This is a genomic window from Mangrovicoccus algicola (assembly GCF_014903745.1).
In the GTDB taxonomy this organism is placed as follows: domain Bacteria; phylum Pseudomonadota; class Alphaproteobacteria; order Rhodobacterales; family Rhodobacteraceae; genus Mangrovicoccus; species Mangrovicoccus algicola.
In genome coordinates, this window is record NZ_JACVXA010000038.1 from 14,500 (window position 1) to 39,093 (window position 24,594).

Annotated in this window: 20 protein-coding genes and 3 pseudogenes; 12 read left to right on the forward strand and 11 right to left on the reverse strand. The window is 64.3% G+C overall.

What is annotated here, in order from left to right:
* Window position 1: 1 nt before the first annotated feature.
* The 4 genes from ICN82_RS12740 to purC all read right to left on the reverse strand — a co-directional run bounded on the left by ICN82_RS12740 (window position 2) and on the right by purC (window position 3,667).
* Window positions 2–1,693, reverse strand: coding sequence for a sensor histidine kinase (locus ICN82_RS12740; RefSeq protein WP_193183408.1), 1,692 nt, complete (start codon window positions 1,691–1,693; stop codon window positions 2–4).
* 178 nt (window positions 1,694–1,871) lie between these two features.
* Entirely contained in the window at window positions 1,872–2,543 is a 672-nt protein-coding gene (purQ, locus tag ICN82_RS12745) for a phosphoribosylformylglycinamidine synthase subunit PurQ (RefSeq protein ID WP_193183358.1), read from the reverse strand.
* A complete protein-coding gene (gene purS / locus ICN82_RS12750; protein WP_193183360.1) occupies window positions 2,543–2,782 on the reverse strand; it encodes a phosphoribosylformylglycinamidine synthase subunit PurS in 240 nt (79 codons plus the stop codon). Before purS ends, purQ begins: the two co-directional genes overlap by 1 nt.
* Before the next feature lie 126 nt (window positions 2,783–2,908).
* Window positions 2,909–3,667, reverse strand: coding sequence for a phosphoribosylaminoimidazolesuccinocarboxamide synthase (gene purC / locus ICN82_RS12755; protein WP_193183362.1), 759 nt, complete (start codon window positions 3,665–3,667; stop codon window positions 2,909–2,911).
* A 154-nt stretch (window positions 3,668–3,821) separates the two neighbouring features.
* On the opposite strand from purC, the gene ICN82_RS12760 reads away from it, so the two are divergent.
* Complete coding sequence (locus ICN82_RS12760) at window positions 3,822–4,136, forward strand: DUF1476 domain-containing protein (protein WP_193183363.1); 315 nt, start codon at window positions 3,822–3,824, stop codon at window positions 4,134–4,136.
* A gap of 98 nt (window positions 4,137–4,234) precedes the next feature.
* On the forward strand, window positions 4,235–6,262 hold the full coding sequence (locus ICN82_RS12765; RefSeq protein ID WP_193183365.1) for a phosphatidylglycerol lysyltransferase domain-containing protein: 2,028 nt from the start codon (window positions 4,235–4,237) through the stop codon (window positions 6,260–6,262).
* Window positions 6,263–6,458: 196 nt separating this feature from the next.
* Here ICN82_RS12765 and guaB read toward each other — a convergent pair whose 3' ends face one another.
* The 6 genes from guaB to ICN82_RS12795 form a co-directional block, all read right to left on the reverse strand.
* A complete protein-coding gene (gene guaB / locus ICN82_RS12770; protein ID WP_193183367.1) occupies window positions 6,459–7,913 on the reverse strand; it encodes an IMP dehydrogenase in 1,455 nt (484 codons plus the stop codon).
* 133 nt (window positions 7,914–8,046) lie between these two features.
* On the reverse strand, window positions 8,047–9,141 hold the full coding sequence (locus tag ICN82_RS12775; protein ID WP_193183369.1) for an ABC transporter ATP-binding protein: 1,095 nt from the start codon (window positions 9,139–9,141) through the stop codon (window positions 8,047–8,049).
* Between the two features lie 22 nt (window positions 9,142–9,163).
* Window positions 9,164–10,810, reverse strand: coding sequence for an alpha-amylase family glycosyl hydrolase (locus tag ICN82_RS12780; RefSeq protein ID WP_193183371.1), 1,647 nt, complete (start codon window positions 10,808–10,810; stop codon window positions 9,164–9,166).
* A gap of 18 nt (window positions 10,811–10,828) precedes the next feature.
* Window positions 10,829–11,962 carry a carbohydrate ABC transporter permease gene (locus ICN82_RS12785; protein ID WP_193183373.1) on the reverse strand — a complete coding sequence of 378 codons (1,134 nt, stop codon included), beginning with the start codon at window positions 11,960–11,962 and terminating at the stop codon, window positions 10,829–10,831.
* Window positions 11,962–12,954 (reverse strand): carbohydrate ABC transporter permease, encoded by a 993-nt coding sequence (locus ICN82_RS12790; RefSeq protein WP_193183375.1) that lies wholly within the window; start codon window positions 12,952–12,954, stop codon window positions 11,962–11,964. Before ICN82_RS12790 ends, ICN82_RS12785 begins: the two co-directional genes overlap by 1 nt.
* Before the next feature lie 58 nt (window positions 12,955–13,012).
* Window positions 13,013–14,359 carry an ABC transporter substrate-binding protein gene (locus ICN82_RS12795; RefSeq protein ID WP_193183377.1) on the reverse strand — a complete coding sequence of 449 codons (1,347 nt, stop codon included), beginning with the start codon at window positions 14,357–14,359 and terminating at the stop codon, window positions 13,013–13,015.
* Window positions 14,360–14,592: 233 nt separating this feature from the next.
* Between ICN82_RS12795 and ICN82_RS12800 the strand changes: the two genes are divergently transcribed.
* The 9 genes and pseudogenes from ICN82_RS12800 (at window position 14,593) to ICN82_RS12840 (ending at window position 23,047) form a co-directional block, all read left to right on the forward strand.
* The gene (locus tag ICN82_RS12800) at window positions 14,593–15,624 is read left to right on the forward strand and encodes a LacI family DNA-binding transcriptional regulator (protein ID WP_193183380.1); all 1,032 of its coding nucleotides are present in this window, start codon (window positions 14,593–14,595) and stop codon (window positions 15,622–15,624) included.
* A gap of 112 nt (window positions 15,625–15,736) precedes the next feature.
* Complete coding sequence (locus tag ICN82_RS12805) at window positions 15,737–16,684, forward strand: glucokinase (protein WP_193183382.1); 948 nt, start codon at window positions 15,737–15,739, stop codon at window positions 16,682–16,684.
* Between the two features lie 105 nt (window positions 16,685–16,789).
* A complete protein-coding gene (locus ICN82_RS12810) occupies window positions 16,790–17,071 on the forward strand; it encodes an STAS domain-containing protein (RefSeq protein ID WP_193183384.1) in 282 nt (93 codons plus the stop codon).
* The gene (locus ICN82_RS12815) at window positions 17,068–17,433 is read left to right on the forward strand and encodes a response regulator (RefSeq protein ID WP_193183386.1); all 366 of its coding nucleotides are present in this window, start codon (window positions 17,068–17,070) and stop codon (window positions 17,431–17,433) included. Before ICN82_RS12810 ends, ICN82_RS12815 begins: the two co-directional genes overlap by 4 nt.
* A gap of 14 nt (window positions 17,434–17,447) precedes the next feature.
* The gene (locus ICN82_RS12820) at window positions 17,448–19,652 is read left to right on the forward strand and encodes a chemotaxis protein CheA (RefSeq protein WP_193183387.1); all 2,205 of its coding nucleotides are present in this window, start codon (window positions 17,448–17,450) and stop codon (window positions 19,650–19,652) included.
* A 2-nt stretch (window positions 19,653–19,654) separates the two neighbouring features.
* Window positions 19,655–20,122: a chemotaxis protein CheW gene (locus ICN82_RS12825; RefSeq protein WP_193183389.1), complete on the forward strand. Its 468-nt coding sequence runs from the start codon at window positions 19,655–19,657 to the stop codon at window positions 20,120–20,122.
* A gap of 1 nt (window position 20,123) precedes the next feature.
* The gene (locus ICN82_RS12830) at window positions 20,124–20,969 is read left to right on the forward strand and encodes a CheR family methyltransferase (protein ID WP_193183391.1); all 846 of its coding nucleotides are present in this window, start codon (window positions 20,124–20,126) and stop codon (window positions 20,967–20,969) included.
* A 4-nt stretch (window positions 20,970–20,973) separates the two neighbouring features.
* Window positions 20,974–21,360, forward strand: a complete 387-nt coding sequence (locus ICN82_RS12835; protein WP_193183393.1) for a response regulator — start codon at window positions 20,974–20,976, stop codon at window positions 21,358–21,360.
* Window positions 21,361–21,865: 505 nt separating this feature from the next.
* Window positions 21,866–23,047 (forward strand): annotated as a pseudogene (locus tag ICN82_RS12840) (IS3 family transposase).
* Between the two features lie 121 nt (window positions 23,048–23,168).
* Here ICN82_RS12840 and ICN82_RS12845 read toward each other — a convergent pair.
* Window positions 23,169–23,276, reverse strand: a pseudogene (locus ICN82_RS12845) (IS5/IS1182 family transposase); the annotation flags it as partial.
* Between the two features lie 142 nt (window positions 23,277–23,418).
* Between ICN82_RS12845 and ICN82_RS12850 the strand changes: the two are divergent.
* Window positions 23,419–24,585: pseudogene (locus ICN82_RS12850) on the forward strand (IS5 family transposase); the annotation flags it as partial.
* Window positions 24,586–24,594 lie beyond the last annotated feature (9 nt).

A 24,594-nucleotide genomic window follows, 5' to 3' on the forward strand; every position in this document is an offset into this window, starting at 1 on the left:
GCTACTCCGCCGCGGTATCGTCCGGTTGGCCGGACCTTGTTGGTGATTGCTGTGTCGCGGATCCGCCGGCAAGCGGCAGATCCATCTTGAATATCGCGCCACCGCCCGATCCGTTCCGCGCGGTCAGGCGGCCGCCGAAGGATTTCACGATGGTGGACGAGATCGCCAGTCCCAGCCCGACGCCCTCGCCCGGCGGCTTGGTCGTGTAGAAGGGCTCGAACAGGTTCTGCAAATCGCTGATCCCGGTGCCGTTGTCGCGCACCGACAGGGTCGCGACCTCGCCCTGGCTGAGGACGATGTCGACCATCGGCTCCTCGACGCCCTGGGTGGCGTCCAGCGCGTTGCGCAGCAGGTTGACCAGGACCTGCTCGATGCGCACCGGATCGGCCATGACCAGCACCGGGTGGTCGGGCACCGCGCGGCTGACCCGGGCCGGGCTGCGCGACAGCTGCGGGGCCATGATGTCCATCACCGAGGTGACGCAGTCGCGCAGGTCGACCTCGAACAGCTCGTCCGCCTCCTTGCGCGCATGGGCCTTGAGCTGGCGGGTGATCGAGCCCATCCGGTCGATCAGCCCGTTGATGCGGTGGAAGGAGGACAGCGCCTCCTCGATGCGCTGGCGCTGCATCAGCAGCCTGGCGCCGGCCAGGTAGGTCTTCATCGCCGCCAGCGGCTGGTTCAGCTCGTGGCTGATCGCCGCCGACATTTCCCCCAGCGCCGCCATCTTGGAGGATTGCGCCAGCGACTGTTCGGCCACCTGCAGGTTGCGTTCGGCCTTCTCGCGCTCGGCGATCTCGGCCTGCAGCCTCTGGTTCAGCCGCCGCAGCCGGTCGGATTCCCGCGCCAGCCGGGCCGAGCGGCGATTGGAGGATTGCGAGACCAGAAAGAACAGCAGCGCCAGGACGATGGCGAATCCCATCACCTCCATCGCCAGCACCGCCGCCACCCGTTCGCGCACCTGCGCGAAGGACGTGTAGGAGACCAGGCGCCAGCCCTGGAAGGGCACGCGCGTCTCCTGCCGCATCATCGGCTCGCCATTGACATAGCCGTCCCCCGAGGCGCCCGCAAAGCTGCGCAGCACGCCCTGCGCCCCGCCGATGGACGTGGCGAGGAAGTCGGTTTCCTTCAGGCCGGTCCAGCGCGGCGCAGTCGACAGCACCGCCCGCCCGGAACTGTCCAGCACGAAGACCGAATCCGACAGCCAGGCCCAGCGGGGGAGGAACTTCTTCAGGTCGACCTCCACCGCGATCACGCCCATCGTATCGCCCGATTGGACGATCTTGCGGCTGTAGAAGAAGGCGGAGCCGCCGGTTTCCGTCTGGACCGCGGTATAGATCGTGTCGCCGGAGCGCAGCGCGTCGATGAAATAGGCCGAGGACCGCTGGTTCTCCCCGAGATTGGCCCGGTCCGAGGAGGCCACGACCCGCCCCGACGCGTCCAGCAGCAGCAGCCTTGCCGCGCCGATCTCCTCGCGGTAGCGGATCAGCAGCTGCGATGTCTGGGTGAATTCCTTGGAGGCCAGCGCCCCCAGCAGCACCGGATCGCGCGACAGCAGCAGCGGCACGACCTCCTGGCGTTCCAGTTCGCCCATCAGGTTGCCGCTGTAAAGCGCCAGGCGGACATCGGACCGCGCGCGGCTGGACTCCGAGAAGCGCTGGCTGAGGATCTGGTTGGTGACCCAGATCAGCCCCATGGCCGCAAGGAAAAGCCCCAGCACTGCCGCGCGCAATGCCCAGGTGCGGTTCGGGCCCAAAGCTGGGCGAGGCCTGTCCTGTCTGTTTCTCACGCGGGGAACCTAGGGGCGGGCCACGGGAATTCCAAGCGCGCCGATGCGGGGATCCGGCCTGTCGGCGGAGCCCCGCGCGCGGCGATCAGGCCGAGACCAGCGAGGCGGCCAGGGAACGGAACATCGCCACCCCGTCCGTGCCGCCATGCAGCGGATCCACGGCGCGCTCGGGATGGGGCATCAGCCCCAGCACCCGGCGGTTTTCCGACAGCACGCCGGCGATGCGGTCGTCAGCGCCGTTGATATCCGTGCCATAGCGGAAGGCGATGCGGTCTTCTGCCTCCAGCTGCGCCCGCAGCTCGGCATCGGCGCGGTAATTGCCGTCGTGATGCGCCACCGGGATCTCGATCCGCTGGCCCTTCTCGTATCCCGAGGTGAACAGGCTGTCCGCCGTCTCCACCACCAGCTCCACCGGCTTGCAGATGAATTTCAGGTTCGCGTTGCGCATCAGCGCCCCGGGCAGCAGCCCGGTCTCGGTCAGCACCTGGAACCCGTTGCAGACGCCCAGCACCGCGCCCCCCTTCGCGGCGAAATCCACCACCGCGCGGCAGATCGGGGAATTGGCCGCGATGGCGCCGCAACGCAGGTAATCGCCGAAGGAGAACCCGCCGGGAATGCCGACGATGTCGATATTGTCCGGCAGCCCGCTATCGCCGTGCCAGACCATCGCGGTCTCGGCGCCGGTGACCTCGCGCAGGGCCACCGCCATGTCGCGGTCGCAGTTCGATCCGGGAAAGACGATGACAGCAGCGCGCATCACAGGATCTCGATCTGGTAGCTTTCGATCACGGTATTGGCGAGCAGCTTCTCGCACATCGCCGTCACGCTGTGGCGCGCCGCCTCCGGATCGGTCTCGGCCAGGTCCAGCTCGATCAGCTTGCCCTGGCGGACGCCGCCGACGCCCTCGAAGCCAAGGTTCCCAAGCGCCGCGCGCACCGCCTCGCCCTGCGGATCGAGCACACCGTTGCGCAGCATCACCATAACCCGTGCTTTCATAGTCGTCCCTTGTCCTTGTCATCGCGGGACAGGCAGCCCTGCCCGCCCGCGCAAACTAGCCCGTAGAGCCTGTCAGCCCTCTGCGGCTTTCCGGCGGAACGGCACGACCGTCCCGCCTCCCGGCTTTCAATTGATCAGCGTCGGCTTGATCGGCGTGGCCTGCACGGGCAGGACGCCCAGGCGCTTGGCCACTTCGGAATAGGCATCCGTCAGGCTGCCGAGATCCTGGCGGAACACGTCCTTGTCCAGCTTCTGGCCGGTCTTGACGTCCCACAGCCGGCAGCTGTCGGGGCTGATCTCGTCGGCGACGATCAAGCGCTGGTAATCGCCGTCCCAGACACGGCCGATCTCGATCTTGAAATCGATCAGCTTGATGCCCACGCCATGCATGACGCCCGACAGGAAGTCGTTCACCCGCAGCGCCAGCGCGATCATGTCGTCCAGGTCCTGCTGCGAGGCCCAGCCGAAGGCGATGATATGCTCCTCGGTGACCAGCGGATCGCCCAGCCCGTCATCCTTGTAGCAGAATTCCACGATCGGACGCGGCAGCGCCGTGCCTTCCTCCAGGCCCAGCCGCTTGGCCAGGCTGCCGGCCGCACGGTTGCGGACGATCACTTCCAGCGGAATGATCTCGACGGCGCGGATCAGCTGTTCGCGCATGTTGATGCGGCGGATGAAATGGGTCGGCACGCCGATCGCGGCCAGCCCGTCCATGAAGAATTCCGACAGGCGGTTGTTCAGGACGCCCTTGCCCTCGATCACGTCCTTCTTCTGGGCGTTGAAGGCGGTGGCATCGTCCTTGAAGTACTGCACCAGCGTGCCCGGCTCCGGACCCTCGTAGAGGATCTTGGCCTTTCCTTCATAGACTTTCTTGCGTCGTGCCATATGCGTAATCCAGCTGGGAGAGAGGCGCGCATCCGGCGCCGGTTGCGCGTCATATACGGCAAGCCCGGCAAAGCCGCAAGGATGCGGGAAACGCCCTTGCGAAACCCATTTAGCTTGCTGAATATGGTCATGGATACAACCAGGGGAGGAGCAGATGACCACATTCGACGACCGCGAGCGCGCCTTCGAGACCATGTTCGTGCGAAGCGAGGAAATGGCCTTCAAGGCAATCGCGCGACGGGACCGCGCGCTGGCCCGCTGGGCCGGGGGACTTCTGGGCAAGGAGAAGGATGCGCTGGACGCCTATGTCCTGGAGGTGCTGCGCGCGGATATCAACGACCCGCGCCATCTGGCCGTCTTCCACAAGCTGCGCGAGGATCTGGGCGATCTGACCGATGATGCCCGCATCAGGGAGATGATGGTCGACTGCTTTGCCGAGGCCCGCGCCGAACTGGCCGCCGGGGTGTGATCCGCTCCTCCGGCCCGGCCCGGCGATCCGGGCTGCATTAGGGTTTCCTTTGCCGCCCCGTCCTAAGGTCCCCCCGGGTGCTGAACAGGGGGACGGCCATGCCGCCGATCACGACAGGGGCCGGCCGGGGCCGGATCGCGGTGCCGCGCGCGCTGCTGCGGGCGCTGGTGCCGCCGGTTGTCACGATCGCGCTGCTGCTGGCCTTCGGCGACCGGCTGATGGCGGTCGACCCCGCCGCCCTGCGCCTGGCGCTCGGCGCGATCCCGGCGGCGGAATGGCTCCAGGCGGCGGCGCTGTCGGCCCTGGGCTACTGGGCGCTGGGTCGGTTCGACGCCATCGCCCATCGCATGATCCATAGCGGCGTCGGCCAGCGCCTGGCGCGGCGCGCGGGCATGGCCTCCATGGCGATATCCCAGACGCTGGGCGCGGGCATCCTGACCGGCGCGGCGGCGCGCTGGCGGCTGATGCCGGGGCTCGGGCCGGGGCGGGCCCTGATCCTGTCGACCCTCATGGCGGCGGTGTTCCTCGGCATCTGGGGCTGGCTGACCATGGCGGCGCTGATGGTGCATCCGGAACTTGACCCCCAGCTGTCCCGGACCTTGCGCGCCCTGTTCTGGGCGCTGACCGTCACGGGCGCGGTGTTCGCGCTGTGGCCCCGGGGGATCGCCCGCCGCCTGCGCCGCAGGCTGCGCGCGACGGGCATCGGGCTGCGGGCCCTGGCCGGGCTGACGCTCTATGCCGCGATCGACCTGATTGCGGCGGCGGCGATCATCCATGTGCTGCTGGACGCCGCGGCGATGGTGCCGTTCCATCTCCTCCTGCCGGTCTTCCTCCTGTCGCTGGGCGCCGGTCTGCTTTCGGGCACGCCCGCCGGGCTCGGGGCGTTCGAGCTGACGATGCTGACGCTTCTGCCGGCCACGGATCCCACGCTGCTGATCGCGGCGATCACCGGCTACCGGCTGGTCTATTTCGCCCTGCCCGCGATGGCGGCGGCGGTCGCCCTGGCCTGGCCCGCCCTGATCCGGCCCCGCAGCGGCGCGATCGATCTGGAATGGCGGCGCGGCGCCGATCTGGACGGTCCGGGGACCGGCCCGGGACGCGCGCTGTCCCGGGCGAGGATGGCAGAGGCGCATCTGGCGCGCCAGCCGGGGCTTGGCCTGCTGTGGTCGGACGCCAGCGGTGCCGGGGCGGTGATCGGACAGGCCGGGCATTCTCTGGTCATGATCCGCGACCCCTTCCCCGCCGATGCCGCCGCGGAGGTCGCCGATGCCTTCGCCCGGCTGGCCCGGGATCGCGGGCTGAGCCCCTGCCATTACAAATGCGGCGCGCGGCTGGCCGTGACGGCACGGAGGCGCGGCCATCAGGTCCTGCTGGTGGCGCGGGAAGCCTGGCTCGACCCGGCCCGCTACGACATCGCCACCCGCCCGCGCCGCCAGCTGCGCCGCAAGCTGCGCCAGGCCGGACGGGACGGCGTGGATTTCACCTCCGCCGCGACGCCCTGCGCCCTGCCGCTGCCCCAGATGGCGCGCATAAACGCCGCCTGGTCGCAGGCCCATGGCGGCGAGCGCGGCTTTTCCATGGGCCGGTTCCACCCGGCGCTTCTGGCGCATCAGCGGGTCTTCCTAGCCTGGAAGGGCACGGAGCTGCAGGGGTTTGCCAGTTTCCACGTGTCCGCGGGAGAATGGACGCTGGACCTGATGCGCCCGTCCCCCGGTGCCGCGGAGGGGACGGCGCATGGCCTGATCCATGCCGCCCTGCTGGAGGCGCGGGCCATGGGCGTGCCGCGCCTTTCCCTGGCAGCCGCCCCTTTCCAGGGCGATGGCACCGATCCCGCCGGGGCGGATCCCGGCAGCGCGCTGCTGCGCTTGCAGCGCCGCCTGGCCGGACGCAGCGGCGGCATGGGACTGGCCCGGTTCAAGGCAATGTTCGATCCCGCCTGGGAGCCGCTCTACATCACCGCGCCGTCCCGCTGGAAACTCCTGCGCTCGGGCGCGGAGATCGCCCGCGCCATCGCCCATCCCGCGCCATTCCTGCGAGATCCCGGCCAGTCCGCTCCGGCCGGGATGCAGCCACCGGGCCGCGCCGCCGCGCGCATCGGCAGGAGGAACGCCAGGGAAACCGGCTGAGGCGGAGACGGCCAGGGGCAAGCCCCCCTGCATCATCGCGCCGTTCCGTCACGCCCGCCGCCCCCGGTGGCAGGAGGCCGCAAGCGGGACAGGCCTGCGCCCTTTCGCGAAGATGCGGACCACCCTGACCGTCCCTGTGTCGCAACAGTCGGAAACGCCCCCGGCAAAGCGCGTTGCCGGGGGCGTCAGAGACGGATCATCCGATCCGGTAGTTGGGGCTTTCGCGCGTGATCTGCACATCATGGACATGGCTCTCCTTGAGCCCGGCCCCGGTGATGCGCACGAAACTGCAGTTGCGGCGCATCTCGTCGACGGTGGCCGAACCGGTATAGCCCATGGCCGCGCGCAGGCCGCCGACCAGCTGGTGAATGACCACCCCGGCCGGGCCCTTGTAGGGCACCTGCCCCTCGATCCCCTCGGGGACCAGCTTGTCCGAGGCGGCATCCTTCTGGAAATACCGGTCGGCCGATCCGCGGGCCATCGCGCCCAGGCTGCCCATGCCGCGATAGGACTTGAAGCTGCGGCCCTGGTAGAGGATCAGCTCGCCCGGGCTTTCATCGGTCCCCGCGATCATGCTGCCGACCATGGCGCAGGAGGCCCCGGCGGCGATCGCCTTGGCGAAATCGCCCGAGAACTTGATGCCCCCGTCGGCAATGATCGGCGTGCCGGATTCCGCAGCCGCCGCCGCGCAATCCATGATTGCCGTCAGCTGCGGCACGCCCACCCCGGCGACGATCCGCGTGGTGCAGATCGATCCCGGACCGATCCCGACCTTGATCGCATCGGCCCCCGCATCGATCAGGGCCCGCGTCGCCCCGGCCGTGGCGACGTTGCCTGCCATGACCTGGACATCGCCCGGCAGCGCCTTGATGCGCCGGACGACGTCGGCGACGGCACTGGAATGACCATGGGCCGTGTCCACCACGACCATGTCCACCCCCGCATCGATCAGCGCCTCGGCGCGTTCGAATCCGGCATCGCCCACCGTGGTCGCGGCGGCGACGCGCAGCCGCCCCAGCTCGTCCTTGCAGGCATGGGGGTTCAGGACCGCCTTCTCGGTGTCCTTCAGCGTCAGCAGCCCGGTCAGCTTGCCCGCGCCGTCGACCACCAGCAGCTTCTCGATCCGCCGCGCCTTCATCAGGCTCTTGGCGGTTTCCAGATCGGCCGGTTCGCGCAGCATGGCGAGGTTCTCGGAGGTCATCATCGCATGGACCGGCGTGCGCGGATCCTCGGCGAAGCGCATGTCGCGATTGGTCACGATCCCCACGACGCGGCCCTCGGCATCGACGACCGGAAAGCCTGTGACCTTGTAGCGGTCGCAAAGCGCGTTGGCATCGGCCAGCGTCTGGTCGGGCGACAGGGTGACGGGCTTGTAGACAATGCCGCTTTCGAAGCGCTTGACGCTGCGGACCGCGTCGGCCTGTTCGGCCAGCGACAGGTTCCGGTGGATCACCCCCATCCCGCCGGACTGGGCCATGGCGATGGCCATGCGCGCCTCGGTCACCGTGTCCATGGCGGAACTCAGCAGCGGCACGTTCAGCCGGATCGCCTTGGTCACCAAGGTCGTCGTGTCCGCCTCGGAAGGCAGCACAGAACTGGCGGCGGGTTGCAGCAGAACATCGTCGAAGGTCAGTGCCTCACGAATCTCCATGCTCGGTCTCCTGGAGCTTGCGTTTGGCACGTCCCTCTTGCACGGACCCGGGACCGGGGCAACCGGATAATCGCGCTTTCGCCGCGATCACGGGCAATCCCCGCAGTTGCAGCATGCAACCCCCGGGTGGCGCTCAGCGATGCAGAAGCGACCGGCCCTTGTGAAACAGGTGGATCTTCTGCGGCGCGGCGGTCATCTGCAGCACGTCTCCCGAGGCGACCTCGACGATGCCGGGATGCTTGGCGATCATCTGCCCGTCATTCTGGGACGGATCGCGGCTGTAAAGCACTGTGGTGTCGCCCAGCTTTTCCACGATATCGGTGCGGAACTCGATGAAGGGCATCGCGTCGCCCCGGGCGATGACCAGGTCCTCGGGACGGATCCCGTACTGGACCTGCGCCCCGGCCAGCTCGGCCGGGCTGGGAATTGCGGCCAGGATCTCGACGCCGGTTGCAAGGCGCAACCGCGTGGTGTCGCCCGTGCCCGCGATCTCCGCCTCGAACAGGTTCATCGCCGGAGAGCCGATGAACTGGGCCACGAAGGTATTCGCCGGGCGTTCATACAGATCCAGCGGCGCCCCCACCTGGGCGATGCCGCCCCCCGCCAGAACCACGATCCGGTCGGCCAGGGTCATCGCCTCCACCTGGTCATGGGTGACGTAGATCATCGTGCTGTCGGGCATCGAGGCCTTGAGCTGGGCGATCTCGATGCGGGTGGCCACGCGCAGGGCCGCGTCCAGATTGGAAAGCGGTTCATCGAAGAGATAGATCAACGGGTCGCGCACGATCGCGCGGCCGATCGCGACGCGCTGGCGCTGCCCGCCGGACAGGGCCTTGGGCAAGCGGTCGAGATAGGCTTCCAGCTGCAGCTTGCGCGCCGCCTCCTCCACGGCGGCACGGATCTCTTTTTTCGATTTTCCAGCTAGTTGCAATGAAAAGCTCATGTTGTCGCGCACGGTCATATGCGGATAGAGCGCATAGGACTGGAAGACCATGGCGATGCCGCGCTGCGCGGGGGGCACGTCATTCATGACCTGCCCCCCGATCTCCAGCCTGCCGCCGCTGATCTTCTCCAGCCCGGCGATCATCCGCAGCAGCGTGGATTTTCCGCAGCCCGACGGACCGACGAAGACGACCAGTTCGCCCTTGCGGATATCAAGGTCGATATTGCGCAGCACCTCGACCGCGCCATAGGACTTGGACACATCGGTGAGCTTCAGATCGGCCATCGCCTTCCCCTTGTCGCGCCGCTCAGATGGCGGCCAGGATGCAGGGCTGCCAGGGCCCCAGATGCAGCCAGCCCTCCAGCGGGATGGCGCCGTTCACATCCTGCCCCAGCGCCTGCCAGTCCCCTTTCGGCACCGCCAGATCGGCGGGATCGTCGGAGAGGTTGAAGGCCAGGAACAGGCGTTCGTCATTCTGCTCGCGCTCGAAGATCACCACATTGCCCTCGACATGCAGCTTCGACTGCTTGCCGTTGCGCAGCGCGGGATGGTCGTGGCGCAGCTGGATCACCCGGCGGTAATGGTGCAGCAGCGCGCCGGGATCGAGCTCCTGCTCGGCCACGGCATAGCCGTGATGCTCATAGGGGACCGGCAGCCAGGGCAGGACCGGCGAAAACCCGGCATTCTGCAGCTTGCCATCCCAGGGAAACGGCGTGCGGCACCCGTCGCGTCCCTTGAATTCCGGCCAGAATTCCTTGCCATAGGGATCCTGCAGCGCCTCGAAGGGCACATCGGATTGCGGCAGGCCGAGTTCCTCGCCCTGGTAGATGCAGACCGATCCGCGCAGGCACATCAAGAGCAGCGCATAGGCCCGCGAGGCCGCGTGGTTGAGCCCCCAGCGGCTGACATGGCGGTCCACGTCATGGTTGGAGAAGGCCCAGCAGGCCCAGCCCTGCCCGGCGACGCGGTCCACGAGATCCATGATGTCGGCGACGCGGTCCGCCGAGGGAAATTCTCCCGAGAGGAATTCGAACGCATAGCACATATGCACCCTCTCGTTGCCCTGCGTGTATTCCCCCAGCAATTCCATCGCGCCCTGCGCCTCGCCCACCTCTCCGACCAGCGTGGCGGCCGGGTAGGTGTCCAGCAGCGCGCGCAGCCGCGCCAGGAAGTCCAGGTTCTCGGGGCGGTTCTTGTCGTAGACGTGGCGCTGGTAATTGTAGGGATTGACCGCGGGCGCGAAGATGTCGTTGCGGTCGCCGGGCTCCAGAGGCGGGTTGTCGCGCAGTTCCGGGTCGTGGAAATAGAAGTTGATCGTGTCGAGCCGGAACCCGTCGACGCCGCGATCCAGCCAGAACCGGGCCATGTCCAGGATCGCCTCCTGCACCTCGGGATTGTGCATGTTGAGGTCCGGCTGCGAGGCTAGGAAATTGTGCAGGTAGTACTGGCAGCGCCGGGCATCCCACTGCCAGGCCGAGCCGCCGAAGAAGGACAGCCAGTTGTTCGGCGCCGTGCCGTCGGGTTTCGGATCGGCCCAGACATACCAGTCGGCATGGGGATTGGTGCGGCTCGCCCGGCTTTCGATGAACCAGGGATTCTGGTCCGAGGTATGGCTGAGCACCAGGTCGATGATGACCTTCACCCCGTTCTCATGCGCGCTTTCGACCAGCGCATCGAAATCCGCCAGCGTGCCGAACAGGGGATCCACGTCGCAGTAATGCGACACGTCATAGCCGAAATCCTTCATCGGCGACGGGAAGAAGGGCGAGATCCAGACCGCGTCGACCCCCAGCGAGGCGACATGCGGCATCCGCTGCGCGATGCCGAGAAGGTCGCCGACCCCGTCGCCATTGCTGTCCTGGAAGCTGCGGGGATAGATCTGGTAGATCACCGCGCCGCGCCACCAGTCCTTGTCGATGCTCTGGCCGGTTGCCACCGGAAGATTGGTCGCCATCGCTACGCTCTCCTGTCGTTACTTCACCGAGCCGGCAAGCAGCCCGCGGACAAGGTATTTCTGCATGGCGAAGAAGACCACCAACGGGACCGCGATTGACAGGAATGCCGCGGCTGTCAGGATTTCCCAGTTCCCCCCGCGCGACCCCAGAAGCTCGACGATGCGCCCGGTCATCACCAGCTGGCTGTCGGAGGTGCCCAGAAAGACCTTGGCCACCAGCAGGTCGTTCCAGGTCCACAGAAACTGGAAGATGGCGAAGCTGGCCAGGGCCGGAAAGCTCAGCGGCAGCACGATCCGGCGGAAGATCTGGAAATCCGTGGCGCCGTCGACGCGCGCGCCCTCGATGATGTCCTTGGGCAGCCCGCTCATGTAATTGCGCAACAGGTAGATCGCCAGCGGCAGGCCGAAGCCGGTATGCGCCAACCAGATGCCGAAATAGCCTTTTCCCAGCCCGATCGCATTGTGGAATCGCAGCAACGGTATCAGCGACAGCTGCAGCGGCACCACAAGCAGTCCCACGACGCAGGCGACCAGGATCGCGCGGCCGGGAAACTGCATCCAGGCCAGCGCATAGGCGGCGAAGGCCGCCACGAGGATCGGGATGACCGTTGCGGGGATGGTCACCGTGAAGGTGTTCAGGAAGGCGCGGCCGATGCCTTCGGCGCCGATCACGCTGCGGTAATTGTCCAGCGTGAAGACCGGCGGCTCCATCGACTGGACATAGACGCGCTGGCCGCGGCTGCCGGTCATTTCGGCACTGGCGCTCAGTTCGTAATCGCCGTTCTCCTCCACCCGCAGCGCCTCGCCATCCCCCAGATCGGCGGTCTCGCCCGGGGCGAAGGCCGCCGGTTCGCGCGACGAGGCGCCCCAGGAGGCGACCTGCCCCGGTCCGGCCGGGGCGAAGAGGTTCCCGCGCACCACCCACAAATCGCCCTCGCGGATTTGGGCATCGGGCCCCTCCGTGCGCGCCGCCAGCGTCTGTTCCGAGGCCGAGAGCGAGGTCCACCAGCCGGTCATCGCCAGCTGGTCCTTGTCGCGGAAGGACGAGACCAGAAGCCCGAAGGTCGGCACGGTCCACAGGATGACCAGCGCGGCGACGGCGATATGCACCGCCCAGGTCAGCGAGGCCTTCTGCCCGGCAATCCCCTCCATCAGCGGTTCTCCCTGCGCGCGTTGCGGATGTTCCAGACCATGATCGGCGCGACGGCCAGCATCAGGATGATCGCGATGGCCGATCCGCGGCCGAAATCGCCCGCGCGGAAGGACCAGTCATACATCATGTTGGCCAGCACCTGCGTCCCCCACTGGCCGTTGGTCATGGCGAAGACGATGTCGAAGATCTTCAGCACCAGGATGGTGATGGTCGTCCAGACCACCGCGATCGTGCCCCGGATCTGCGGGATCTTGATGCGCCAGAAGACCTGGAAGGGATTGGCGCCGTCGAGGATCGCCGCCTCCACCGTCTCCTCCGGGATCCCGCGCAGCGCGGCCGAGAGGATCACCATGGCGAATCCGGTCTGGATCCAGACGAGGATGATCATCAGCAGGAAATTGTTCCAGAAAGGCACGGTGATCCAGGCGACCGGATCGCCGCCCAGGGCGGTGACGGCGGCGTTCAGCAGCCCGATCTGCTCCTGGCCCGCGGCGCGGTAGTCGTAGACGAATTTCCAGATCACCGCGGCGCCGACGAAGCTGATCGCCATCGGCATGAAGATCAGCGACTTGGCCAAGCTGCCCCAGGCGATCCGGTCGGTCAGCGATGCCGCGACCAGCCCCAGGAAGGTGGCCGCGGCGGGCACGAAGACCAGCCACAGCATGTTGTTGCGGACGCTTTCCAGGAACTTCGCATCGCCGAACAGCCAGACATAGTTGCCCAGCCCCACGAAGTCCCGCCCGCTCGCATCATGCAGCGACAGCCAGAGCGAGTTGAAGACCGGGTAGACCAGATACAGTCCCAGGATGACCATCGACGGCCCCAGGAACAGCCAGGGCCGGATCGCATTGGCGCGCCGCACATTTGCCGAGGCGCGCGGTCCGCGCATCGGCAGCAGCCGGTCCAGCGCCGCGTTCGTGCCCCAGAAATAGGCGACGCATAACAGGACCCCGGCAATGATCGTGACGCTGGCGTAAAGGATCTGGCCCATGGAGGTCTCCCCGGATGCGCGGTCCCGCCCCGGCCTTGAGCCGGGGCCTTTCGGCCGGTTACTGGATGCCGTCCCAGGTGGCCTGGATCGCGGCGGCCACCTCTGCGGCGGGTGCGCCCCCGGCATAGTCGACCATGCCGGTCCAGAACACGCCCGCCCCGATCGCCCCGGGCATCAGATCCGATCCGTCGAAGCGGAACGTGTCCGCGCCCAGCAGGATGTCGCCCATCTTCTTCAGGGTCGGATCGCCATAGAGCCCGGTATCGACCCCCTTGAAGGGCGTGAGGAACCCGGTCTGCGCCATCCAGACCTCATGGGCGATCGGGCTCTGCAGGAAGGCCATGAAGGCCCGCGTCGCCTCGCTGTCCTCGGTGATCGACCACAGCGTCCCCGCACCCAGCACCGGACGGCCCAGATCCCTGCCCTCATAGGCGGGGAAATAGAAGAAATCGACATCCTCGCCGATCACCGTGCCCTCGGGAAAGAAGGTCGGGATGAAGGAGGCCTGGTGATGCAGGTAGCATTGCGGCGGTGCCGAGAAGAGCCCCTTTGGGCTGTCGCGGAAATCGGTGGAGGCCACCGCCCCGGCGCCGCCTGCCACATGGGTGTCATTGCGCGCGAACCAGCCGAATTCCTCTATCGCGCCGATCACAGCCGGATCGTCGAAGGGGATCTCGTTCGACACCCACTGGTCATAAACCTCCGGCGGCTGCGTGCGCAGCATCAGATCCTCCACCCAGTCGGTCGCCGGCCAGCCCGTCGCGCCGCCTGCCCCCAGGCCGATGCACCAGGGCGTCTCGCCCTCCTCGGCGATGGTCCCGGTCAGCGCCTTCAGCTCCTCCATGGTCTGCGGCGGCTCGATCCCCAGATCCTCGAAATTCTCGGGCACGTACCAGACCAGCGATTTCACATCGACCTTGTAGAACATGCCGTAAAGCGCCGGACCGTCGGGGCCCTCGAATGTGGCCAGGTCGACCCAGCTGTCGCCCGCGGCGTAATTCTCGGCGATCCAGGCGGCGTCCTGCTGCGAGAGCGGCGCCAGCAGCCCCTTGGCGGCAAGGTCGGCCGCCAGGCCCGGCTGCGGAAAGATCGCGATGTTGGGCGGCGATCCGGCGGCAGTGTCGATGACGATCTGCTGCTCGAAGCTGTCGGAGCCCGAATAGCGCACATCCGCGCCGGTGGCCGCCTCGAAATAGGCGATGACGCTTTCGACCAGATCGCGGTCCTCGCCGGTCCAGGGACCCGCGATCGTGACGACCTGCCCCGAAAGATCCCGCTGCTTCAGCGCCTCGTAGCTGTCCCAGTTGAACCCGCCCTCGCCCGGCGCGAAAGGCAGGTCCTGGGCGCATGCGATGGATGACAGGCAGATCAGCGCAAGCGCGCTCCTGCCGGCATAGCGTGTCATTCGGCGACCCTCCCAAGTCGGTTCCGCGCGGCTGCAACCCCTGTCGCTCCCTCGTGCCGCGCCTGTGCAAGGCTTTCCAAGACGCCTTGAATGGGTCAAGAGTTAGGCAAAAGGCCCCGCATGTCAAACGGCGCCTGACACGGAACGGGAATTGGTTCACGTCCCGAAGAAAGGGGGAGATCGCGTCCGCATCGCGCCGCTCCCCCCGCGCTCCCGGGGAGGAGAACGCGAAGATGACGGTTTCACTCAAGCAGCTCGCGCTGCTTCTGGGCCTGTCGCAGACCACGGTCAGCCGCGCGCTGAACGGCTATCCGGAGGTCAGCGAACGCACCCGCAGTCGCGTGATCGACGCGGCGCGGCACCATGGCTACCTGCCCGATCCGCGCGCCCGCAGCCTGGCCACCGGACGCGCCATGGCGATCGGCCACGTGATCTGCGCCGCGCCGGGCTCCGGCTTCGCCGATCCGGCCATGGGCGATTTCCTCGCAGGGGCCGGCGCGGTGCAGTCGAGGCGCGGCTATGCGCTGCACCTCTCCTTCGCGGATCCCGCGCAGGAGGCGGATCACTATCGCTGGCTGGCGCGCCGGCATGCGGTCGACGCGGTGGTGATCCATGCGCCGCGCCGCGCCGATCCGCGCCCCGCGATTCTGGCGGGGCTGGGCCTGGTCTTCGGGCAATTCGGGCGGGATGACCGCCCGGCGGCAGGATACGACCGGGTGGGGCCGGATCACCGCGCGGCGGCGGAACGGGCGACCCTGCACCTGGCCATGCTCGGCCATCGCAGGATCGCGCTGCTGAACGGTCCGGCGGAGCTGTGCGACACGCGCGCCCGGGAGGCGGGATACCTGGCGGCGATGGCGGCCCGGGGCCTGGCGCCCGCCCGGGAATGGGCCCTGCCCGGCGGCCTCACGGAGCCATCCGGCCACGCGGCGGCCCGCCGTCTATGTGCCGCCGCCGCGCGCCCCACCGCGCTTGTGGCGGGGTCCATGCCGGTCGCGCTGGGGGCGCTCCGCGCGATCCTGGAGGCAGGGCTGCGCGTGCCCGGGGACATCTCCCTGCTTGCCCATGACGATGCCCTGACGACGTTTCCCAACGGCGACCCGCCGCGGCTGACCGTCACACGGACATCGGCGCAGGAGGCCGGGCGGGTGCTGGCCGGGCTGCTGATCGACCGGATCGAGGACCCCGCCCGCCCGCCGCAGGACGTCGCGCTGGCGCCGGACCTGGTCGAGGGCGGCTCCTGCGGGCCGGTGCCCGCGCCATGACCCCGGCCGGAGGCCAGAGCGGCAGCGCCCCGCCTGCGGTATTTGCCCCACTGGCCAGATCGGCCGAAGCCCCCTATCACCCGCGGAAGGCTTTTCTTCAGGGGGCAGCGACGTGACCATCCTCGTAGCAGATGTCGGCGGAACCAACACGCGGGTCGGCCTGGCCGGGGCCGGGCCGGTCGACCGCAGCCGGATCAGCCGCTATCGCAATGCCGAATTCGCCTCGCTCGGCGATGTGCTGGCCGTGTATCTTGCGGATCACCTTCTGCCCCCGCCCGAGAAGGTCTGCGTTGCCGTGGCCGGCCCGGTGCGCCACGGGATCGGGCGGCTGACCAATCGCGACTGGATCGTTTCCCAGGAGGAGCTGTGCCGCGTGACGGGGGCCGCGACCGGCCTGGTGCTGAACGACCTTTCCGCCCAGGGCCATGCGCTGGACCTGGTCGCGACGGCCCCCGTCCTGGAACGTTACGGCACCCTTGCCGCGGATCCCGAGGAAACGCGGCTGGTGATCGGCGTCGGCACCGGTTTCAATGCCGCCCCCGTCTACCGGCAGCCGCAGGGACTGATGGTGACGCCTTCGGAATGCGGCCATGTCACCCTGCCGGTCTGGAACGAGGACGGCGCGCGGCTCGCGGCCGAATTGCGGCGCCATCACGGCTTCGCCTCGGTGGAGGACCTCCTGTCGGGCCGCGGCTTTCCGCTGTGCTACCAGCTGCTGACCGGCAGCGCCCCGGCCGATCCCGCTCAGATCCTGCTGCGCGCGGCCGAAGCTCCGGGCGGACCCGAATCCCGTTTCCTGCAGCTGATGGTGGGCACGCTGGGCCGCGTGGCCGGAGACCTTGCCCTGGTTCATCTTCCCTTCGGGGGAATCGTCTTCATCGGCGGCATGGCCCGGGCCCTGCAGCCCTTCTTCGCCGCGCTGGGATTCGACGAGGGGCTGCGGGACAAGGGACGATTCTCGGATTTTCTCGCGCAAATTCCGGTTTCGGCGATGCAGGATGACTTCGCCGCGCTGGACGGATGCGCCCTTTACGCCCGCCAGGGCGCCGCAACGCGCTGACGCTAATCTGATCTTAACGCCCCGCGCCCTAAGCCTGATCCGTCAACCGGATCAGGGGAGGCCTAGATTGCGTGTATCGAGGATCAGACGTCGGGCGGCGGGCCGATGACCAGGGAAATCGCTCTTCCCGCCCGCATAGACCATCCTGCCGTCGAGGCACTTTATGCCGAAGTGAAGGAAGCCCGGGGCGAGGATCTCGCGCTGGACGCCTCGCAGGTCAGCCATCTCGGCGCCTCCGGGCTGCAGTTGCTGATCGCGGCCGCGAATTCCTGGACCCGCGACGGGCATATTCTTTCCCTGCGCGATCCGTCGGAAAAATTTTCCGAGCATCTGCAGATGCTTGGGCTCGAGTTATCGTATTTCAGCAAAGCAGAGGCCGAGCAATGACATTGACCGTCCTGGCCGTGGACGACAGCCGAACGATGCGCGACATGCTCCGTCTCGCCCTGACCGGCGCGGGATTCGAGACCCATCTCGCCGAGGACGGGGTGCATGGTCTCGAGGTTCTCGAAGGACTGGAACCGGATGCCATCATCACCGACATCAACATGCCGCGGCTGGACGGGTTCGGTTTCATCGACGCCGTGCGCCAGCAGGAGCGTCACAACGGCGTTCCGATCCTCGTCCTGACCACGGAAAGCGCCTCCGAACTGAAGCAGCGCGCCCGCGATGCCGGGGCGACCGGCTGGATCGTCAAGCCCTTCGATCCCGGAAAGCTGGTGCGGGCGCTTCACATGGTCGCCGGATAGGAGGGCGCGGGAACATGTCCGATTCCAATGATCCCATGGCGGAAATCCGCGCCTCCTTCTTCATCGAATGCGAGGAATTGCTCGAAGCCGCACAGGAAGGCCTCCAGTCCATGGAGGATGGCAGCGCCGATCCCGACACGATCAATTCCGTGTTCCGGGCTGTCCATTCGATCAAGGGGGGTGCCGGGGCCTTCGGCCTCGACGATCTCGTCAAGTTCGCGCACAGCTTCGAAACGGTCCTGGACGAGGTCCGTTCGGGAAACTACCACCCCGACCACGACGCGATCCTGCTTTTCTTCTCCTGCGGCGATATCCTGTCCGACCTGGTCAGGGCCGCCCGGGACGAGACCCCGGTGGACGAGGAGGCGATCTCGCGCACCCTTGCCGCCCTTCAGGCCATCGCCGGCGAGGAAGAGGAAGAGATCAGCGCAGAAGAATTCCAGCCCACGGGCCTGTCGATCTCCCTCGACCTTCCGGATCTCGACGAGGAGGAGTCGGCGACCTCCGCACGGCCCGGCTACCGGATTGTCTTCAAACCCGACGAGAAACTCTATGCCCTCGGCAATGAACCCCTCTACGTGCTGCGTGCCCTGGGCCAGCTTGGCGATGTTGCCACGACCCTGCATCATGACGACGTGCCCGATCTCGACGAGCTGGGGACGAAAGCCACGCATCTATGGTGGGAGCTGACCCTTCAGAGCGAGGCCAATCGCCCCGAGGTCGAAGAGGTCTTCGAATTCGTGGAAGGGCTCTGCGAATTGGAGATTTCAGAGGTCACGCTGGAAGACGGCGTGGCGGCCGGGGACCTGCCGCCCATGCCGGATTTTTCGGCCCTGAACGCGGATGACGACACGGCAGAGGAGACGCCTGCACAGGCGGCGCCGCCGCCGTCTTTTAATGCAGGGGACGAGAAGGCCGAAGCACAGGACGCGCCTGCTGCTTCTGCAGAGCGTAATGTTCCCGTCAAGGCAGCCGCCAAGCCCGCTTCCGCTGCCAGCGCCAATGCCGCCGCCAATGCGACGGTCCGGGTCGATCTCGAACGCATCGACCGGCTCGTCAATCTCGTGGGAGAGTTGGTGATCAACCAGGCCATGCTTTCCCAGAGTGTGACCGAGGCCGGCCTGCCCCCGAATTCCCCGGTCGTCAACGGACTTGAGGAATTCATGCAGCTGACCCGGGACATCCAGGACAGCGTCATGATGATCCGGGCACAGCCCGTCAAATCCCTCTTCCAGCGGATGTCCCGCATCGTCAGGGAGTCCTCCGCCGCGATCGGAAAGACCGTCCGTCTGAAAACCGATGGCGAAACAACCGAGGTGGACAAGACGGTTATCGAGAGGCTTGCTGACCCACTCACCCATATGATCCGGAATGCCGTGGATCACGGGTTGGAGAAGACGGAAACGCGTCTGGCTTCCGGCAAACCGCCCGAGGGACTTGTGACGCTCTCCGCCGGGCACCGCTCGGGACGCGTGGTGATTGAAGTTTCCGATGACGGCGGAGGCATCAACCGAGAAAAGGTGCTTTCCGTCGCGATAAAAAAGGGGCTTGTTCCGGAAGATAGCAGCCTTACCGACTCAGAGATCGACAATCTACTGTTTCTTCCGGGATTTTCGACGGCCAGCGAAGTCTCCAGCCTCTCCGGGCGCGGGGTCGGAATGGACGTCGTGAAAAGTTCCATTCAGGGCCTCGGCGGGAGGATCGCAATCAATTCCGAACAGGGCAAGGGCACGACCTTCTCCATCAGCCTGCCCCTCACCCTTGCCGTCCTCGACGGTATGGTGGTCCATGTGGCCAACGAGACACTCGTGGTACCGCTGAACGCAATTGTCGAAACCCTGACGCTGACGGAAGGGGATATTCGGGCTTTGGGACCTGAAACCAACGTCGTCCAGATCAGGGGGGAGTTCGTCCCGCTTCTCGATTTGGGAACCGAACTTGGATATCGCGAGCCACTGGAAAATTATTGCGGCGGTATCATACTTCTGATCGCCCATGAAGACGGCAGCCGCGCCGCCCTCGTCGTGGATTCGATACACGATCAGCGTCAAGTCGTCATCAAAGGCCTGCAAGACAGCTATGGACATGTCCCAGGGGTGGCTGCGGCCACAATCCTGGGCGATGGTCAGATTGCTTTGATTTTGGACCCTATCGACATCACCGCAAATGCGAGCGGTAGAACCTGCCCGAAAAACACCAGCCTTCTGGAAGTGGGATGAGCATGAACGACGACGATACTAAATCCGAAGTTGGCGAAATCGAGCTTTTGTCTTTCCGCGTGGGCGAACAGGAATACTCCGTGGACATCATGTCTGTCCGCGAGATCAGGGGATGGGCGAAAGCCACGCCTCTCCCTCATGCGCCTAGTTTTGTACGCGGTGTCATCAACTTGAGAGGCACAGTGCTTCCAATCGTTGATCTTGCCTCCAGACTGGGCCTTCCCTCGGGAGAGGATAGTAATAGAAACGTGATCATCGTCGTTCACGTTGACGGTCAGACACTCGGCCTCCTTGTGAATGCCGTTTCCGACATTCTCTCCATTCCTTTGGGTGAGATGCAGTCACCACCAGAGCTCGCTGCCGACGTTTCCAGAACGTTCATCAGAGCACTTACAATCTATGAAGGCCGGATGATCAGAGTCCTGAACCTGGAAGCTGTTATGCCAAACAAGGAAGGCTTAGCGGCCTGACATGACACACTCTCAACCTCCAGCTCTGACCCGCGAGCAGTTCACCTACATTTCCGAACTAGCCCATAGAGAAGCGGGATTGGTTTTGTCAGAAAGCAAGACTTCAATGATTGCTTCCAGACTGAACAAGAGAATGAAAACTCTAAATATCAAAAATATAAAAGATTACTTATCCATACTAAAATCAGATCAACTTGATAGTGAACTTCCGCATTTAATCTCCTCCCTAACAACAAATGTGAGCCACTTCTTTCGGGAACAACATCACTACGAAACTTTTAAGAAAGAAGTAATACCGGCTCTGAAAGAAAAAGCAAGAAGTGGAGAGCCCATCAGGATTTGGTCAGCTGGTTGCTCTAGCGGTCAAGAAATATACTCACTGATATTTAGTATGCACAATGAATTCCCTGACTTTGAAAAGCACGACATAAAATTCCTAGCGACAGACATAGACCCGAACATTATCAGTTTTGCAAAAAAAGCCAAGTATTCAAAAAATCAAATTAAAGGAATTCCAGAAAACATATTATTAAAGCACTTTGATAATGAAGGAGACAACTACGAGGTGAAAGAAAACATACGACGTATTCCAACCTTTCGGGTTCTTAACCTGCTGAAGGAATGGCCATTTAAATTGAAGTTTGATGTTATTTTTTGCAGAAACGTTGTTATATATTTCGACGAAAATACTCAAGAATTACTTTGGCAGAGATTTCAAAGGGTAATAAAAAAATCTGGATGGATTTTCATTGGTCATTCAGAAAGGATGAACAGCCCTGAACGATTCAATTTTTCTCCAACTGGAATAACAACATATCGGCAGTCTGAATTCAGAGAATCAAGGTAACGCCATGGCACTAAGAGATCAGATTCGCGTAATGGTCGTGGACGACATGTCAACCTCCAGGGGGCTCCTTGTGCAAGCGCTGGAGGGTTTTGGCATAAAATCCGTGGCGCATGCACCTGACGGGCCGACGGCGTTGCAACTTCTAGAAAGATCACCTGTTCACCTTATAATTTCAGACTTCAATATGCCAAAGATGGACGGGTTACAATTACTTCACGCACTGCGAACCAACAACAAAACAAAAATGATTGGATTTATACTTATAACAGGTCGCGCAGAGCGGCAAATAATAGAAAACGGAAAAAAATTAGGAATGAACAATTTCATAAAGAAGCCATTTCAACCAAATGATTTAAGGACCTGCATAGAATCAGTTGTTGGTAGGTTGTAGAATGTTCAGCAATCAAAAGAGGATCCTGTTCAATGAACAACGCCAAAAATTTGATTCACATAATGAGGTTAAATCATATTTAAAAACACTATCAAAAGACTGCAATCAGATCCAGACATCAATTTCACAAATTATTCCCGAGGGGATGATTATATCATCTGATGTTGTCCAGTGCATTCAAAAACTAGACAGGCTAAATCAGGCACTCGATGACCTATCTTGCATAGTTGAAATTTATAAAATATCTGAAATATCAGATTCAGTTTTTTTTCAGCAAAGCTTATCAAAAAAAATAAAAATGAAAGAATGCCTCGATCTTCTATTTTCAAGAGAGGACGACACCACTCACCGCTCCGATGTCGAGATGTTTTAGCGTTATGTGGCGCTTTTCAATTTAACATTGTATCAGCCCATTGAAATCATCTGAGCACCTCCCCGAAAATCGGAGAGTGACGTAAGCTACGATCTTACTTCTGCTGGTCTCCGAGACTGCGGAGATCAGAACATGTCGAAACGCAGGAACCATGACGCGGGCTTCAAGGCTCGTGTGGCGCTGGAGGCCGTGAAGGGCAAGCGCACCGTGTCGGAGCTGGCGGCGGAATACGGCGTGCATCCAACGATGATCCATCAATGGAAGAAGGCGCTGCTCGAGGGGGCCTCGGACATCTTCGAACTCGGCGGGAAAAAGAAGGCCGAGGTCGACGAGCAGACGGTGCGGTCGCTGCATGCCAAGATCGGAGAGCTGGCCGTCGCCAACGATTTTTTGTCACGAAAGCTCAAGCCCTGGACCGGCAAGTGAGGCGCGGGATGATCGAACGCTCTCACCCCACGCTCTCGGTCGGGGCGCAATGCCGCCTGCTGTCGATCTCTCGGTCGTCGTTCTACCACGCACCGTTGGGCGAGACCGAGATGAACCTGACGCTCATGCGGCTGATCGACCGACAATTCCTGGAAACCCCGTTCTATGGCGTCCAACAGATGACCTGGCACCTGCGGAACGAGGGCCACGCCGTGAACGTGAAGCGCATCCGGCGGCTGATGCGGCTCATGCGCTTGATGCCGATCTACCAGAAGCCCAACACGAGCAAGCCGGCCAAGGGGCACAAGACCTACCCCTACCTGCTGGGTGGCCTGCGGGTCGATCGGCCCAACCAGGTCTGGTGCGCCGACATCACCTACCTGCCGATGCGACGGGGCTTTCTCTATCTGGTCGCCGTCATGGACTGGTTCACCCGCAAGGTGCTGGCCTGGCGCATCTCGAACACGCTGGAGGCGGACTTCTGCGTCGAATGAATGAATGAGGCGGTCCACCGCTTCGGCTCGCCCGAGATCATGAACCGTGACCAAGGCTCGCAGTTCACGTCCTTCGCCTGGACCGACCGGCTGAAACGGATAGGAGCCCGGATCTCCCTCTCGGCGATTGCATGCAATCGCCTGTCGGCAGCGGATGGACGGCAAGGGGCGCGGCCTCGCCAACATCTTCATTGAGCGCCTCTGGCGGTTCCTGAAGTATGAGTGCGTCTATCTGCACGCCTGGGAGACCGGCTCTCAGGCCAAGGCGGACGTTGGCCGGTGGATCACCTTCTACAATCACCAGCGGCCCCACGCTGCCCATGGCGGGCAGCCGCCAGCCGTGGTCTACTTCAACCAAATCGAAACCGACCAGCAGGGGCAGAGAAGAGCTTAAATCGCGTCAGAAACTGTCCAACCGATGGGGAGTAGCTCAGTCGCGCCACCGCAAACCTTTGCAATTTATGAAGGTTTGTCGGGAAAACGATTCACTGGATCGTTTTCCGATCCTCTTCACCCCCGCGCAGAACCCGCCGGTCATCGACCGGGGGCTTGCCGTGCGACTTCGGAAAGCAAGGCTCAAGACGCGCCATCTGCGCATCGCTCGACCAGAAAAGACCAGACATGGTCACCGCTCGTTTTCGAGCGGTGAAGCACGCTCGACCAGCAAATTCAATGGGTCCTGAGTCTAGCAGCCTGCTGCATTAGTCCGTCTTCGACGTTGATTGCAGAACATGATTCACCTCCGGCAGGACGGCATCCGAGGTGATCACGCGGGGAACGGACGAGAAGAGCGGGTCTCTGTTCAGCTATGTCGACCTTGATGAGTGCATCCCCACGCGGGATCCGTTGCGGAAGACCCGGCAGGTCGTGGCCGATGCGCTGGCCGGCCTAGATGAGGACCTTGACCAACTCCAACTCGATTCTTGCCGCCCCTCGATCGCGCCGGAGCGGTTGATCCGGGCCAGCCTGATCCAGACCCTGTTCCCGATCCGCTCCAAGCGGCAGTTGATGGAACAGATCCAGCATAACCTCCTGTTCCGCTGGTTCGGCGGCCTTGGGATCGACGATCCGGTCTGGGTGCCTGCGGTGTTCAGCAAGAACCGCGACCGGCTGCTGAACACAGAGATGTCGCGCAGTCTGATGGCTGCGATCTTGGCGCATCGCGAGGTCGCGCCGCTCTTGTCGCATGACCATTTCTCGGTCGATGGCACCCTCGTGAAGGCCTGGGCCTCGATGACAAGCTTCCGGCCCAAGGCCGCCGACACGCCGCCCGACGACGATCCGGGCGGCCCGCCAGAACCCGATGCTGCCACCGAAGATCACACCGAACCGCCCGCATCTGAAAAGCCGATCTCCCGCCCCCGCCGCCAGAGCCGCAATGCCGACGTCGATTTCCGGGGCGAGAAGCGGTCCAATGCCACCCATGCCTCGACCAGCGATCCGGATGCCCGGCGTTACAGGAAATCCCCGGGCACCGGCGCGATATCGTGATTCACGGGGCATGCCCTGATGGAGAACCGCGCGGGCCTGATCGTGCTGGGCGACCTGGCACGGGCATATGGCCATGCCGAACGGCGCGCCGCCCTCGACATGATCCATCCACAATCCCCCGGATTGACCCGACAGCTGATGCTGGGCGCCGACAAGGAGTTCGACGCGGCCGAGTTCGTCGACGACCTGCGCCAGACCTGCGTCACGCCACATGTCGCGCAGAAATCCCGATGCTCGGCAATCGACGCCGGAATGACCCGGCACGAGGGGTACGCCCTGCCGTTCAAGCACCGCAGACGCATCGAGGAGGCTTTCGGCTGGTCCAAAACCGGGGGCGGCAAGGCCCGGAACGTCTATCGCGGGGTTGAGCGGATGCGCTTTCGATTCATCCTCACACTGGCCGCCACCAACCTCGCCAGTCTGACCCGGCTGCTCGGAGCGAGAGGACGA